Here is a 16,496-nt window from a genome sequence, read left to right as displayed (position 1 = left end):
TTATTCTCTCAGCGAGTTAACCAAATTTGCAGATGTTCAGCCACCGGACCTAAGGCTAAGGCAGGGATAAAGGTCAATGCACCGACCAACAGCACCGTGCCGACAAGTAAGCCGATAAACAGCGGGCCGGAGGTTGGCAGTGTGCCGTTGCCTGCCGGTTGGCGTTTTTTCGCGACCAGTGAGCTGGCGATAGCCAACACCGGCAGAATGACCCCGAACCGCCCCAAGAACATCGCCGCAGCTAGTAGCAGGTTATAAAACGGCGTGTTGACACTTAGGCCCGCAAAGGCGCTACCGTTATTGTTTGCCGCCGAGGAGAGGGCGTAGAGCACTTCACTAAAACCATGTGCGCCGGGATTCAAAATCCCCGCCCGCCCAGCATCGGTACACAGTGCCAGTGCCGTGCCAAGCAGTACGATAGTCGGTGTCACCAAAATGGCTAACGCAGTCATTTTCATGTCAAAGACGTCGATTTTTTTGCCCAGATATTCTGGCGTCCGGCCAATCATCAGCCCGGCAATAAAGACGGTCAGTAGCACGAACAGCAACATGCCGTACAAACCCGAACCAACACCACCAAACACCACTTCACCTATTTGCATCAACCACATTGGCACCATGCCACCCAAGGCAGTAAAGGAGTCGTGCATGGCGTTTACTGCCCCGCAAGAGGCCGCCGTAGTGACCACGGCATACATGCTGGTGGCCAGAATGCCAAAGCGAGACTCTTTGCCTTCCATATTGATATTGCTGTCGGCACCCAACTGGGTTAAATGCGGATTACCGGCCAACTCGGCGAACATCACCACCACTACAGCCACGACAAAAATCAGTGACATCGCCCAAATAAGTGCATGCCCTTGGCGGTTATCCCCCACCACCTGACCAAAGGCAAAACACAGCGCGCAGGGGATCAGGAAAATGGCCAGCATTTGTACAAAGTTGCTAAAGGCAGTTGGATTTTCAAAAGGATGAGCCGAGTTGGCACCAAAGAAGCCCCCCCCGTTTGTTCCCAACATCTTGATGGCTTCCTGCGATGCAACCGGCCCCATGGGTAAGGTCTGTTTTACGCCTTCCAATGTGGTGATATGCAGGTAACCGTCCAGGTTCTGTAGTACACCCTGACTGACAAAAATCAGCGCGATAAGCAGCGCAATGGGTAATAGGACATATAAAGTGATGCGAACCAAATCTACCCAGGCATTACCCAAGGTGGCAGCAGAATGACGAGCAAAAGCGCGGATCAATGCAAAAGCAACGGCAATCCCGGTGGCGGCTGACAGAAAGTTTTGCACGGTGAGGCCGACCATTTGGCTGAGATAACTGAGGGTATTTTCGCCGCTATAAGCCTGCCAATTAGTATTGGTGACAAAACTCACTGCTGTATTGAGTGCCAGATGCCATGACATCCCCGGCATATTTTCCGGGTTCAAAGGCAATGAACCTTGAGCCATTAACAGTGTGAATAGCAGCACAATGCCCAGCAAGTTGAAGCAGAGAAGAGCCATCGCATATTGCCAGCCATTCATTTCTTCATTTTTTACACCACTACAACACCATAAACCGGCCTCGATTTTTTGCAGTGGTCTGAAAGATTCGCCCTCAATCAGGCGCGCTAAAAAGTGCCCCAATGGGCGGGACAGCACCAACAACACCAGCATGAAACTGGCGATAAGCAGAAATCCTGACGCCGCCATTTAAAAGTCCTCCGCGTTAAATAAGGCATAGACCAAATAGCCCAGAAGCAGCAGAACCAGCAGCGCACCACCCAAGATGCTGAAACTCACGATATACCTCCACAGCGCTCATTTTTGATAAACCAGTTTTTGTTAACAGCAGCTTAGGAATTTGTAAGAAAAGTTCTTGATAAAAAAGCATGGGGGGGCGTAAAAAAAGTATAAAAACGGTCAAAAAATGAACAGTAAATGCGTGTAAATTAGTCAGTGGCACTGTGTGTTATCAAAGGGGGATGTTTTCTGACTACATTGCCAGCCTGCTAAATACATCCAGTTTTCTTATTCACAAAAGAATGCAACTCAGACGCAACAAATTTAGAGTCTTAATTAACCTTGCTGTAACAAAATTACAGGATTGATGTTTTTTTTCGCTTTTTTATGTGATTCAGTGGTCGGATGAGTGGTAAAGTTTCAATCAATGCGGTAAAATTTTGTCCAATTTCCAATTTTGTTTATTTTACTTTCAACGCCAGTCTGTTAATCGGTTCACTGTTTATTCGGGTTAACAGCGCACAAAGGCGTTTTAAAGGAGGACTATTATGTCTATGTATAACGCATACCCACTGCATCAGATTATCTTGCGCCGTAGCGTAGTGATTCTGGTTGGCTTATTGGCGCTGCCTATCATGTTGTTACGTAAGGATCGCGCCCGCTTTTATAGCTATCTACACCGCGTCTGGGTTAAAACCAGTGATAAGCCGGTCTGGTTGGCGCAGTCTGAAATGGCACCGCAGGATTTCTATTGATTTAGGTAATGTTTGAATTAAAGATATTAACCTCAACTCAAAAATGCCCTTAAGTTAAATAACTAAGGGCATTTTTATTTTCTATATATATTATTTAATTATTATATGATGTTATAATATAGATTATAACTATAATACATTGGTTACTTTCATATTTATTATTAATTACATTAAAATTTATTTTTAAATGCATAATTTAAATATTATGTATGATACTTTTTCATCACCAACAGACGTTGGCTATTAATACATAATTATCATTAGAGGGTTTATGGAAAGTTACGTACAAACAACATCATTGGTTAATTATAATAAAGGTATTTTTTCGCTTTATTTTGTCAGCCAGGATCAAAATAAAATGGCAAAAGGTATTACTGCCGTGAATGATGAAGAGCTTGAATTAAAACAGGTTGTGCATATGCCAGCATCAGGTTTTATGTACATGGTTTCTATGGTTAAAAATATGCTGGAAGATCCCCGAATGGAGCAAGAAATAAAAAATCTGATTAATTCAGGATTATTACCATCGATGGATAATTCAAGCGATAATATCGTAGAAGAAGTTGATATGAAGAAACTTAAAAAATAGTTAAATAAGGCAGTTATGTGGATAATAAAATTAACTCCACAATACCTCTGTCACCTGAAATACAAAATATAATTGGTGGGGTAATGTTGCTTACACGATATTCCCCACTACACCTATTATATTCTGTCTCAGAATGGCAGCAACGTATTGTTACTTCCCTCTTGTTAAATCAATTCAGATATTATGAAACCAAAAATGGAAAACCGATTGCATTTTGTAATTGGGCGTTATTGTCAGACGATAATTTGGCAGCATTAATTTCTGGTGAAAGGGATATCAATATTAATGATTGGCAGTCAGGGGATAATTTGTTTTTTCCTGAAATGATTGCTCCTTATGGTCATGTCAGGTTAATTGCAACTGATCTTCGCCGCAATATTTTTATATAAAAAAGGTGATATAGCATGTGCCATTAGAGGACGAATATATGATAAAGATTGTGAAATAGAACCAAAAATACAGTGGTTTACAATTTAATTTAAATAAGGAATTTATTATGGGTAAGAATGCATCACGTAGTGCAGAATATTTTTTTACGGGTAAATATAATGGCGATGACAGTAGTGAAGAAATTACTGCCATTGGGTTTGGGGGAAATTTACGCCCGTGGTGGTGATGATGAAATCACTGTTGGTTCTGTTGCGGCAATAGTTTATACGGGCAGTGGGGATGATAAGGTGGAAGGTGGGGCTGCTTATCTGGAAGTACAGGATACCTCGGGGGATTTAAGCATATCAGGTGCCGCTGGTGCATTTAATATCAGAAAGCAGGAAGGTGGAAATCTAAAATACCGAGGTGGTGCAATCGCTAATATTATAGAGCATTCGGGTAATGATGGCAGTATAGACTTTGCCGGAGTTGGTGGTTATAACCAAATAACACGGAGAGCTACCGGTTCATCCAATATACGAAAATTAAAACTGGATGATATTACTCTGGGGATATCAGAGTAAAAGATAATAATAGTGGAGAAACGTTAATTGCAAAGCAAATTAAAAATCAGAACGGGGCTTATGGATATATAGTGAGGCATAAGTATGGAGAAGGAGTTAAATACTTAAGGTTAAGATTTAATTTATTTATGGATGAAACAACGGGAGATATTAAGTTTAATTTAATTAAGGCTGATAGTTCTTTTAAGGCTAGATCCCTCGGTCGAATTAGTCGTGTCCCCAAGACATATAGAGATGGCTATTCAATTGATAGTATAGAATATTCTGTTCGCGAAATACATAATATCCCTATGTACAGTAAGCCAATAAAAGTTCACACTGGAGAAATAGCGGATTTTGTGGATGATAGTGGTTATAAATTAGCAGTCAATAATGATGACAATATTAAACTCTCAGCTTTAAAATTTATTGATTTTAATAAAATTGTAAAATTATATCGTTCAGAGAGTCAACCAAATATATATTACTATCAGTTTACTAGTAAGTGTAATACCCGTATTCTTGGAAGAATAAAGTTAAATATGGAAGCTACTGGTAGTATGAGTCGCGGGACTTTTTATTATTGTTACGAAATGGATATATTTTCAGTACCTGAAGAAAATCTTCCATTAGAAGAAAAAATTGATATGGAATATGTGTTGGGTAATGGTATTGATAGCCATGTTAAGCAATATTATAAACAATTAACTATATATTCTGATGGCTCTAATGGGCTAGATGTTAGTCTATCTTATACTATTGACAATGAAATGAAGATTGATAAAAGAAAAGAAATTATTAATGGGAATGTAAGAAATAATAAGACAATGCTTAATTTCACCAAAGAACAATTAAATGACAGTAACAAAAATATTTCATTTGTTGGAGGTGGTGTAGCTAACGTCATAAATTCCGATGTGGATAAAGGTGATGTGAAATTTAGCGGTGGTGGTATTGCGAATGTCATTACCCACCGTGCCGGGGAAGGAGATACAGATTTTAAGGGTATTGGTGCTGCTAATATTATTGTAAAAAGTGGTAAGCAAGGCGATTTAACGTTTGATGGTGCAGGGTTAGCAAATGTTATCGTGCATAAAAGCGATCACGGGAAAATGGATGTTACCGCCGGTGGTGCAGTTAATGTACTGGTTAGAATTGGTGATGGTCAATACCATGCAAAATTAATTGCACTAGGTAATATCTCGGTTCAGATGGGGGAGGGTGACAGCCGCATTTTAATGTTCGGTGGGCTTAATACACACACGCAAATTGGCTCCGGTAAGGCATTCTGGATTGCTGCGGGTGGCCTTAATGTCATGACGAAGAAAGGAGAGGGATCTATCTTCTCGATAGTGGGGGGCGGCGGTAATGTGGTAACTAACATTAACAGTGGTGATGCAACAATAATTGCCTTGGGGCTGGGTAATATTATTACGCATATGGGGGATGATGAACATCACTCTAATCTCAGTGTTATTGCGGTAGCAGCAGCAAATGTGGTGACCCAAAAAGGCAACGGAGATGTACAGGCTATTCTAGGCGGTGGAATTAATTTATTAACACAAATTGGTTCAGGTAAAACAGATGCCATCATGCTGGGTGGCGGCAATATTTTAACTAAAGTCGGCAATGGTGATACTAATGCCTTTATGTTTGGATTGGGTAATATATTAACCCATGTTAATACTCAAGAGAGCCAAACCCTGGGCGTGATAGTTGGGGCGGGTAATATTTATACTAAGGTCGGCAATGGCACAACGATTGGAGCCATGCTAGCTGCAGGTAATATGATGAGCCACATTGGCACCGGTGACACTTATGCATTGATGGGAGGTATTGGAAATATCTTCACTAAAGTCGGTGATGGCGATGTTTTGGCATTAATGGTGGCCAAAGGGAATATATTAACTCAAGTAGGTGATGGTCAAACTATCGCTCTTATGTTGGCGAAAGGCGGTAATATTTTTACCAAGGTAGGAGATGGAACAACCATAGCCGCCATGGTCAGTATGGCCAATATTATGACCCATATTGGTGATGGTGAAACATTCGCCTTAATGGCGGGTAAAGCGAATATCTTTACCAAAGTGGGCTCTGGTTTAACCGTGGCTTTGATGGCCGGTAATGTAAATGTTTATTCTCAAATTAACCGGCCGGGCACAAAAGAGGTTGGTGTAGGGATTTTTGCCGGTAAATTAAATGTAATGACCAAAGTGGGGGATGGTACCGCTGTGGCTATTATGTTCGGTAAAGCTAATATCATGACTCATGTGGGAGATGGTTCCACCGGTGCTATTTCAATAGCTAAAGGTAATATTATTACGAAAGTAGGTGATGGCTTTACGGGGGTTTTAGCTAAAGCTGAAGGTAATATTGTTACCCATGTAGGTAAAGGGATGTCTGTAGCTGTACTACATGGTAAGGGCAATGTATTGACTAAAGTAGGGGATGATATTGCTGTCGGGTTACTCATATCAGATAAAGGCAACATCATGACGCATGTCGGTGATGGTCTGACGGTGGGAATAGTCAAGGGTAAACTCAATATTGTTACAAAAGTTGGTCATGGTGATGGGGTTAATATTGCCTGGGGGGATTCGAATATTATCACCCATATAGGTAATGGTGACAGATATAATTTCATTAATGGTAAATATAATGTTATTACGCGAGTAGGGCAAGGTAAAGAGTTTACCGTAGTTAAAGCTAAGCATAATTTAATTAATTTAATTTCTGAAACTGATGGCGGTAAGTTGGATAGCTATACCGCCGCATGGGCAGAGAATAATATTATTACCTCGGTTGGTTATGGGCAGACTGTGGTTTTAGCAAAAGCTAAAAATAATGTTATTACTAAAGTTGGCGAGGGCGATTCTTATAATGTTTTGTGGGCTGATAGAAATATATCAACTCATGTCGGTGATGGTACCAAGGTGACATTAGCTAAAGCTGATCTGAATGTGATTACAGATATTGGTGATGGCTTAAATGTGACCGCGATTTATGGGAAAAACAATGTAAATACTAAAGTTGGCGATGGAACCTCTGTCAGTGTGATGTGGGGTAAACTCAATGTGAATACTAAGGTAGGGGATGGCCTGAATGTAGGAGTAATGAAAGGAAAGGCTAATGCTAATATTCACGTTGGCAACGGTCTTTCTATTGCGGCGAATTACGGTAGAACTAATGTTGTTATAAAAGTAGGTGATGGTGATTTTTATAATTTATCTGTTGCCTCGAGTAATACTCAAAGTAATAAATTAGCAAGTCTATTTAACAATATTAAACAACATGCCATGGGGCGTGCCGGTTCTCAGGCTATTAATTATTTAGTCAATGGAAATGAGAGTCATACTTCCGGCTTCAAAAATGGCCGTGGAGGCTATAAAATATCAGAACCGACAAACGATCTTGCTGGTTTCGAACTGGATAGTAAGGGTTTAATTGATGATTATAAATCGCCGGAGACATCACATGATTTTCAGGCGAGCAGCAGACAATTATCAACAATAAATAAACCAGATATTGATAGCGCAAAACAAAATGCAGAAAGGGCACTGGAAGATACATCAGGCAATCTCCACGATGCTGCTAACGGAAGACTGTATGAGGATAATAGTGCTGCCCTAAATAGTAATAAAGTAGCGATAGAAAATGATAAAACCGGGGCAGAGAATGATGGTGAAAAATTAAGGCAAGAAAAAGAAAAGCATCACCAAAGCAGCCAGCACGTCCAAAATCAATTAGCCTCTACCGATGAGTCCGCTTTAGCTAATATTGGTGCGGAGTACCAACAGCAGGTTAATCAGGAGGCTGAAGAGTTAGTTAGCCAACATCAATTGGCAAGCCTGGCACTTAGTAAACTTTCAGAAAGTAATATCATCAATTCGGTCAATGGGGATGCGGGTTCTTCAGTTCGTAATCCATTTGCTCAGGGTATTTTATCTGATGTCGATAGGCGGGTTTCTCAGGCAACAGTAACCGCAGATGAAAAATTAACACAAATCAACACTGATAGTGAAAAATATAAATCGCAGGTAGATCAAGCATTGGCAAAATCTGAATCTGCTGTCGTGGAGGGAAGAAAGAATGCAGAGCAGGCCAAGGCAGAAGAGCGTACCCGAGTTTCAGTAGCAACAGAAAGAACAGCAGAGGCTGAAGGGCAAAAAAAAAGCGCCATGCAGTCAGCAAGTGCGGCAGAAAATAAAGCACATGCAATGCAAAACGATGCCAGAAGAGCAGTGGATGATGCTGAAAATAAAGCGAATACAGCAAAGAATAATGCAAAAGGGGTACAGCAAGAGGAGGGGGATCGGCCCACAGATAGAAAGGTAGCAGAAGGCAGTGGTCGTCGTGTAGGTCAAGTGGCTTATACAACCAATGCTGCAGAGGTCTCTGATGAGTCAATCACCGATAGCGGAAATACACCCGAAAAAATAATATTAGCCAAAGCTGATGGCAGCATAACTAAAGAAATAAACAGAAATCCAGCCCCAGATATCGTTAATTCAGGTAAAGATGCTATCAATCAAGCTGTTGTTCCAGGCTTTAAAGATACTATGGATATTCCTGAACCATCGACGTATAAGCATACGAAATATGGGAGGTTATCATCTAAATATTTAGAAATCGGTATGCATAAATATACTCATGGTAAAGATGATAAAAGTCTCTCTTTCGAGTTTTCTCAAACATTAAAAATAATAAGAAAGGCATGGTATAAAAATTATAAATTAGCGAAAAAACATGTTACACCTAACGAAATTACAAATTCTTTCAATTTTAATTTGGGCGTCTGCTTTGCTTTGTCAGCAAAATATATGATGGCTGAGCGTAATTATGGTGTTGGCGGGGGTAAAGCTTATATAAGTTGGTTGCAGGATGTGGCTAATGGGTACAGTGCTAATATAGGAAAAACTAGCAATATAGATAAAATTCAAAAAAGTATTATGTCAAATTACTATCGTCAACAGTTTGAAAGTGAAATGATCAGTATTTTAAATATTCAAAATAGTCAATCAGTTTACAATCGTGCCGATATGTTTGCATGTGATCTTATTAAAATTAGAAATGAAATGGCTTTATCTAGAAAAGTATATGATGATGATTCCGTTTTCAATATTATTAATAATATTGAAAGTAAATTGAAGGTAAAAAATGCTTTCACCAAAACGACTTTCGATAGTTTAAGAAAAAACTATGTAAGTACTGATATAGAAACGCCTTCAGACATCATTAATATTCTTACAGGGTATGCGGAAGATGAGAAAGCGAGAGGGTTAGATAATTATTATGGTGAGCTGAAACGTAATGGTATTAACCGTGCCGAAAAATTTAAAAATCCTTATCCTGAACAAGAAAATTATACTACTTTGATGGCACAATTGAGGAGCCCAGGTGAGAATACTTTCGTGGAATTTGATTCTACCAATCATGCTATGAATATAACAATTATTAAAAAAGGCAGCGGGTATCAGTGGTCTTTTTTTGAGCCAAATTATGGAGGGGTTTCGTTTGACAATTATAATGACTTTAGAAAGTTTATGGATGGTTTTACGAAAAACAGGAATAGCTACAATAGGTTAGAGGATGACTTTGAGGTTAATTATAATTTATTTATTTCAGATAAAGATATGCAGTCTGTTAGAGGAAAATGGGATATTTTCCGTAGTAATGAACAAGCCTACTTATTAGATAGATTAAAGTCAGAGGGTATTGAGTTTTCCCTAGGTAAGAAAATGAAAGGAAAGATTACTGACTATAAAGCAGAAACCAATAATAAAGGTGATGAAAAAGTAACTTCATTTACTGTTGAAGTTTTTGATGAGAAAAATAAAAAATCAACATCGGTACAAATAGATGCTATGGAGTTTAATTCATCCATTAAAAAACTAATGCCGCATGCTGATCATCTGAATAAAGTATCGGATGGTGCTAACGTTAAAATGTTGGTAGGTGACGATACAATTCGTTTCATCAATATTAACACTTCTGCGGAAGTATTTATTGTTAAGTCGCCTCATTCAAGAGTATTAGGCGATGAGAATTACGATCCTGTCAAAGTAAAGCAGAAGGAGAGAAAAACTATTCACTCTGCTAATGGGGATGGTAAAACTCGTTATGACGGACAAGTTATTGTCCAACTTGAAGAGAATACTGCTGTCCACGAAGCTGCTGTTAATTTAGCCGCGAAGCATTCTAATTCTGTGCATGTCAAACTTGATCAACAAGGTCATTATCAAGTTATATCCGGTGATCCTGGTTTGTTAAAGGGGGACATCCGTTGGCAATTAGTCGGCCATGGACGCGATAAAAACGATGAGGGCAAGGGGAATCAGACATTTGCTAACCACTCTCCAAATGAATTGGCAAAAAATATTAAACGGCTGCGTGGTGATCTTGATAGTGTTTATGGAATAAAAAGTACCCCACAATATATCAGTCTGGTTGGCTGTCGGTTGACGGGAGAGAATAAACAGCAAGGTTTTGCTAAGGCATTTATGCGAGCAGTCGGTAAAGAAGGCATCCGTGCCGATATTTCCGCAAGGCGTGCTCGTGTATTAGTTGATGACCAAGGCCGTAAAATTACATTGGATGAGCAGGGTAATCAAAGGCATAAAATCAGCGAAGATAAAATTGTATTACACTGGAATGAGCAAGGTAACATTGAACATATTAATGACGATGTACGAAATAATATTGCGCGGTCTACAATAGATATTCACAGAGTTGGTGCTACATCAGATGACAGCACGGTACAGGGGGCTATAGACCGTAATACTGAGAGATATATCAGGCCAACTGACAGAAGGACATCGACAACTACAGAATCAGCTACCACGGATAACTCAAAACAAGAGTTCAGTTATGGTGGAAATATAAGTATTCAAGTTGGCGATGATGAGTTTACTTCTATTAATTGGGGAACCTCTAATCTAGGCATAAAAGTGGGAGAGGGTGGATTCAAGACCTTAACCTTTGGCGATAATAACGTCATGATTCATATCGGTAGTGGTATGAGTAAACACAGTGTTGATATTGGTGGCTATCAAGCCTTTGAAGGCGTCCAAGTATTTGTTGGTAGCCGGAATGTTGCGTTTAATTATGGTCACAGTAACGATGTTATTTTTATGGCTGATAAATCGATTATTAGCCCACCATTAGTTAACCCGTTTGATCATGCAGCGCGGATGAGCGAAATATTAGTTACTATTGCGCAGGATGGTGAAGGTGAAGATTGGCTGGCTACTCAAGACCAACAATGGACATTGTCTGGAGCAAAAAAATACCTATCAGACTTCTCGGGGCTAGATGCTAACAGCAGCGTAGATTATGACACACTAATAAATTTGGACTCACAGACTTTACGCAGCGGACGTGGTTTCACAACTGATATTGAAAGTACGCTAAATGATAAATATAACCAGTGGCTAAGCAACTCGCGTGGCGGACAATCCAATTCAATGGGGCAAGCTTCAACGAAGTCAAGTCAGTTGAAAGACCTGCATAATAAGGCTGTTTTTAATATAGCTGTCGCCGGAGAAGGTGCTGATATTATTGCGACCAACAGCAACTGGAATTTTGTTTTTGGTGATAACGTTCAATCTATTATGGATATTAATGTTGGCTCACTATTTAGTTTAAGCACTCAAGAATATACCTCATCAGGTAGGGTGAAAACTACCATGACCTATAAGCTTGACGACTTACCAAGGCAAATGAGGAATAAGCTGATTAATCGCTTGGCGGGTGTTAATGCTGATACCACATTGGGTGATATTTTTGGTGTGGATTATGACGAGTTTGGCCGAATTATTTCTCGTGATGGTCAGGAGATTGATCAAGACGCTGTACTTAAGGAAATGTTGGAAGTCGTTGCTGAGTTTGGTGGCGAAAAACTGAAGGTAATTAGTAATCCAGAAAAGTTACTAGATGGTATAGAAGCTAATCTGAATATGGGTAGCAGTGCTATTACCTCGTTTGCTCAGAGGCATGGTTTACAGGATAAAGCGCCTGACGAAACTGATCATGATTCTGTCGCCGATATTTATACCAATCCGCCGGTACCTGAAAATGATCAAGCATTTGGCTTTAACTCACTGAATATTCCTAATTTATTTGCTGTTATGTTTAATAAAGATCGGCAAACAGAATTAGAAGGTATGGTTGACGATATTAAAGAAAATATGGCTAAAGATCTGCTTAATATGGAGCAGAAGTTATTTGAATTTTTACAAAATAGTGGTCATTTAATCGATGATGGAGATATCCATGTCTCGTTAGGGAATTATAATTTCACTTTTGGTGGCCACGGGCGTGATTTAGCTGCTTATTTGGGTGATAACAATAATTTCTGGGGAGGTCATGGTGATGATGTTTTCTATGGCATGGGTATTTCTAACATATTTACCGGCGGTAAAGGTAATGATGTCGGTGTACTAATGGGCCGAGAAAATACTATGTTTGGCGGTGTCGGTGATGATATTGCCGTGCTTGCTGGACGAGTTAATACTGCTTACCTCGGTGAGGGCAATGATCAGGCCTTTATCTTCGGAGAAACGGGGGGTATTGATACCGGTTCTGGGCAGGATTATGCCGTGGTTGCTGGTAATTTTAACCGACTCTCTAGCGGCTCTGAACAAGATTATGTGGTCATCATTGGCAATAATAATGTGGTTGAATTAGGTTCGGGGGATGATAGTAGCCGAGTATTTGGCAACCAGAATACAGTCTATGGTGATAGTGGTAACGATAATATCATCCTGCTGGGCTATTCATCTATTATCTACGGTGGTACAGGCGATGATAAACTTATCGCTAATTCGATTTCCAAATTCAGCAAGATAGAGGCTGGGGAAGGTAATGATACACTTGACTTAGGGGGTTACAAAAACCTCTTTAGTGGTGGCATTGGCAACGATTGTTTTGTGATTACTGAAGCTGTTATTGACTGTACTGTGAGCGATGCCAGTGGTGGTGATGATATTCTATTTAAAGATATTAATTGGCAAGATATCTGGTTCCAACGCAGCGATAATGACCTTATTGTTCTGGTTGATCGCCGGATCGGAATAACGACTGAACAGAGTGAGTTTGAAAATATTGGCTCAGTGACTTTCTCAGATTATTTTGCCGGCGAGCGGGCAAATATAGTTGTGAGTATTGAGGGTTCAACGTCGAAGACGATTCTGCAAGATGGAGCACTGGATAGCCTTGTGGATATGATGAGCAAGCATGATATCACTGAGAGTAGTAGCGACTTTATGCAGCAGATAGATACGAGCTTGCGTAATAATATCGCAGCAGCTTGGGGTAATGTCCTCACTGCGTAAGATATTCTTCTTTATTTAACCTCAGATATTGAGATAAAAATGCCGTTCAGATAATCACTGAGTGGCATTTTTATTGGTATCTATTACGCCCCGCAGCGATAAGATTGTTATGATTAATCTCATGGTTTTTACATTTGGGGCTGGCGCATGTCGATAACAAATAAGCAAGTTAACAGTACTGAACATCTTTATGCTTTACACGAACTTGATCAATTAATTGCCAGCGGTATCACCCGTGGCAAGTTGATGGAGTTTCATAGCCGCTATAAACTCGTGCTCTTGGCACATTCACAGCCTGAATATCGCGAGATTGGGCCTTTTGTGGCAGAGCTGGATAAATGGCCTTCATTAGCCGAGTTTGCCACTGAGTATCGTCAACGTCTGATTCAGCTGTTATCTCATCAGCCCACCGCTGCTAACCACACCAATGTATTGATGCATGTGCAAGGTTATTTCCGGCCTTATCTCACTTCTGACCAGCGCCAAGCTTTGGCGCAATTGATTGAAAAATATCGGTTAGGGGAGGTGCCGTTAAGCGCACCTATTGGCCAAATAACGGCTTATATGGTGGAGTTCCCTAATGATTATCTGGCCGGGCAGCACTATTTTACTTTTTATTCAGCGCAGGGATAAAACATGGCAACGCATTTGGTCTGGTTTCGCACTGATTTGCGCCTAACGGATAATTTGGCGCTGCATGCGGCTTGCCAGGATCCACACGCGACGGTGATTGCACTGTTTATTGCTACGCCAGCACAATGGGCGGCGCATGATATGTCGCCACGGCAAGCCGCGTTTCTGCTACAAAATTTGCAACAGTTACACACAGCACTCGCCGCACGGGCGATACCGCTCCACTATCATCAGTGCGATGATTTTCAAGATTCCATTGCCTGGCTGGATGATTTTTGTCAGCAACATCAGGTTGATGCCCTGTTTTATAATCAACAGTATGAATTGAATGAACGGCGACGCGATGAAGCACTAACAGCTCGGCTTCATCGTCGGGATGCTCTTTGCCATTCGTTCCATGACAGTGTGCTATTGCCGCCTGGGAGCGTTCTGACGGGCAATAATGAAATGTACAAAGTATTTACCCCGTTTCGTCGGGCGTTTATTCAACGCCTGATGATGAGTGATTGTCGCAGTGTGCCCGCGCCAAAAAAACGCGTAGCCTCGATGGTTACTGCACCACAATCTCTAAGTCCCTTTGATTATCCGCAGCAATCTGTCGACAGCTTACTATTTCCAGCCGGTGAAGAGGCTGCCCTTCAGCGCTTGCGGACTTTCTGCCGTGAGCAGGTGCAGGATTATCAACAGCAACGTGATCTCCCCTCGGTCGCGGGAACCAGTAGTCTGTCACCTTATTTGGCATTGGGAATACTTTCGCCCCGCCAATGTGTTAACCGTCTGAGAGCAGAATGCCCAGAGGTATTAGAGAATGCCGACAGCGGTGCTTTTATCTGGCTTAGTGAACTGATCTGGCGTGAGTTTTATCGTCATTTACTGGTTGCTTATCCGCGGTTATGCCAGCACCGTCCCTTTATTGATTGGACTGATGCCGTAGTATGGAATCACTCTGAACAGCAATTAATTGCCTGGCAACAGGGGCGAACCGGTTATCCTATTGTTGATGCAGCAATGCGACAGTTAAATGAAACTGGCTGGATGCATAACCGTTTACGAATGATTAGCGCCAGTTTTCTGGTCAAAGACTTATTGATCGACTGGCGACAAGGCGAGCGCTATTTTATGTCGCAATTATTGGACGGTGATTTGGCCGCGAATAATGGTGGCTGGCAATGGGCGGCTTCAACCGGTACAGATGCCGCGCCCTATTTTCGTATTTTTAATCCCACCACGCAGGGAGAGCGTTTTGATACTGACGGCGTTTTTATTCGTCGCTGGCTGCCTGAATTGGCGGCGGTACCAGACAGTGATATCCATCAGCCATGGCGTTGGGCGCAGCGGCAACAGCAACAGTTGGATTACCCGACACCGCTGGTGGACCATAAAGCAGCCAGATTGGCGACACTCGCGGCATTTGACGCCGCAAAGCGGGATGACCGCAAGGATCCCTAACCACAAGGAGCCTTCATGTTTTTGACTACTTTTTTGACTCAATCGGAATCACCCATTAGCCAGCGCCGCAACAGGTTGATTAATATCGGGTTGGTTTTCTCTTTTAGCCTGTACAGCTCACTGGCCTTTGCCGGTTTTGAAGTTATCGCTCTTGGCGTGGAGGGCGGTGTCAGTGACGGCAATCTGACTTCTTATCTCATTCGTGATGATAGCCAGCCAGTGTACTTGGCATTAGATGCCGGCTCAGTATTACCGGGAATCGCCAAGGCACTGGAGAAAGGCAATTTTCCTGATATCACGGATGAAGTTGCAGCCCCATTGACCCGGCAGGGATATATTTTTCGCCAACGTATTAACAGCTATTTCATCAGCCATGCTCATCTTGACCATGTTTCCGGCCTGATTATTGGTTCGCCAGAAGACAGTAAAAAAACCATTTATGCCTCGGTAGATACTATTGATGTGCTGCGAAATTACTATTTTAACTGGCGTGTCTGGCCCAATTTTACTGATAGCGGCAGTGGCACCCGTTTAGGCACTTATCGGCTGCAATTGGTGCGGCCAGCCCAGCCGCTGAGTTTGGGGTTGACCCGCTTAACCGGTGAGATGTACCCCTTAAGCCACGATAAGTCACCCTCTTCGATGTTGCTTATCAGCAGTAATAACGCCACTTTTGCCTATTTTGGTGACACTGGCCCGGATGAGATAGAAAAGTCGAAAAATCTGGATACGGTGTGGCGTAAACTGGCGGAAAAGGTTAAACAGCAGCAATTGAAAGGGATGATCATTGAGGTCTCCTATCCCAATGAAGCGCCAGACAGTAAGTTATACGGGCATATGACACCGCAATTTTTGCTCAAAGAGCTAAAAAAATTGGCTACTTATAGCGGCGAAGGAGAGCCATTAAAAGGTTTGTCAGTGGTGATTAGCCATATCAAGCCCTCATTCCAACAGGGGAAAAATGTGCGTAAAACCATTGCTGCCGAGTTAGCACAAGGCAATGATATGGGCATTAATTTTATTATTATGGAACAGGGCGATAGCCAGAAATTCTGAGCTTGTATCACGTAGACTGATAT

General features: G+C 41.5%; 10 protein-coding genes. 8 read left to right on the top strand and 2 right to left on the bottom strand.

Annotation, left to right across the window (positions count from 1 at the left end):
* Positions 1–8: 8 nt before the first annotated feature.
* The gene (gene kdpA, locus ACIOG0_RS15500) at positions 9–1,697 is read right to left on the bottom strand and encodes a potassium-transporting ATPase subunit KdpA (protein WP_050098900.1); all 1,689 of its coding nucleotides are present in this window, start codon (positions 1,695–1,697) and stop codon (positions 9–11) included.
* Entirely contained in the window at positions 1,698–1,787 is a 90-nt protein-coding gene (locus tag ACIOG0_RS15495; protein WP_032814743.1) for a K(+)-transporting ATPase subunit F, read from the bottom strand.
* Positions 1,788–2,275: 488 nt separating this feature from the next.
* Here ACIOG0_RS15495 and ACIOG0_RS15490 point away from each other — a divergent pair, with 488 nt between their 5' ends.
* The 8 genes from ACIOG0_RS15490 to ACIOG0_RS15455 all read left to right on the top strand — a co-directional run bounded on the left by ACIOG0_RS15490 (position 2,276) and on the right by ACIOG0_RS15455 (position 16,473).
* Entirely contained in the window at positions 2,276–2,482 is a 207-nt protein-coding gene (locus ACIOG0_RS15490; RefSeq protein ID WP_050098898.1) for a YbfA family protein, read from the top strand.
* Between the two features lie 271 nt (positions 2,483–2,753).
* A complete protein-coding gene (locus tag ACIOG0_RS15485; protein WP_050098896.1) occupies positions 2,754–3,071 on the top strand; it encodes a hypothetical protein in 318 nt (105 codons plus the stop codon).
* A 17-nt stretch (positions 3,072–3,088) separates the two neighbouring features.
* Positions 3,089–3,460, top strand: a complete 372-nt coding sequence (locus ACIOG0_RS15480) for a toxin-activating lysine-acyltransferase (RefSeq protein ID WP_404704873.1) — start codon at positions 3,089–3,091, stop codon at positions 3,458–3,460.
* 129 nt (positions 3,461–3,589) lie between these two features.
* On the top strand, positions 3,590–4,024 hold the full coding sequence (locus ACIOG0_RS15475; protein WP_404704872.1) for a hypothetical protein: 435 nt from the start codon (positions 3,590–3,592) through the stop codon (positions 4,022–4,024).
* Between the two features lie 128 nt (positions 4,025–4,152).
* Positions 4,153–13,335, top strand: a complete 9,183-nt coding sequence (gene rtxA, locus ACIOG0_RS15470) for an MARTX multifunctional-autoprocessing repeats-in-toxin holotoxin RtxA (RefSeq protein ID WP_404704871.1) — start codon at positions 4,153–4,155, stop codon at positions 13,333–13,335.
* 147 nt (positions 13,336–13,482) lie between these two features.
* Complete coding sequence (locus tag ACIOG0_RS15465; protein ID WP_050098891.1) at positions 13,483–13,968, top strand: YbgA family protein; 486 nt, start codon at positions 13,483–13,485, stop codon at positions 13,966–13,968.
* Positions 13,969–13,971: 3 nt separating this feature from the next.
* Complete coding sequence (gene phrB, locus ACIOG0_RS15460; RefSeq protein WP_128451513.1) at positions 13,972–15,417, top strand: deoxyribodipyrimidine photo-lyase; 1,446 nt, start codon at positions 13,972–13,974, stop codon at positions 15,415–15,417.
* 15 nt (positions 15,418–15,432) lie between these two features.
* Complete coding sequence (locus ACIOG0_RS15455) at positions 15,433–16,473, top strand: MBL fold metallo-hydrolase (protein WP_164908376.1); 1,041 nt, start codon at positions 15,433–15,435, stop codon at positions 16,471–16,473.
* Positions 16,474–16,496 lie beyond the last annotated feature (23 nt).

The sequence above is a fragment of the Yersinia vastinensis genome (assembly GCF_044905075.1).
GTDB classification, from domain to species: Bacteria; Pseudomonadota; Gammaproteobacteria; order Enterobacterales; family Enterobacteriaceae; genus Yersinia; species Yersinia vastinensis.
The sequence above is the reverse complement of the archived record's forward strand: the minus strand, read 5'-3'. Positions and strand labels throughout refer to the sequence as shown.

Coding starts and splice junctions, on each gene's coding strand:
- ACIOG0_RS15485 (WP_050098896.1), top strand. CDS start 2,754: ATGGAAAGTTACGTACAAACAACATCATTGGTTAATTATAATAAAGGT.
- rtxA (WP_404704871.1), top strand. CDS start 4,153: ATGGATGAAACAACGGGAGATATTAAGTTTAATTTAATTAAGGCTGAT.
- kdpA (WP_050098900.1), bottom strand. CDS start 1,697: ATGGCGGCGTCAGGATTTCTGCTTATCGCCAGTTTCATGCTGGTGTTG.
- phrB (WP_128451513.1), top strand. CDS start 13,972: ATGGCAACGCATTTGGTCTGGTTTCGCACTGATTTGCGCCTAACGGAT.
- ACIOG0_RS15490 (WP_050098898.1), top strand. CDS start 2,276: ATGTCTATGTATAACGCATACCCACTGCATCAGATTATCTTGCGCCGT.
- ACIOG0_RS15455 (WP_164908376.1), top strand. CDS start 15,433: ATGTTTTTGACTACTTTTTTGACTCAATCGGAATCACCCATTAGCCAG.
- ACIOG0_RS15465 (WP_050098891.1), top strand. CDS start 13,483: ATGTCGATAACAAATAAGCAAGTTAACAGTACTGAACATCTTTATGCT.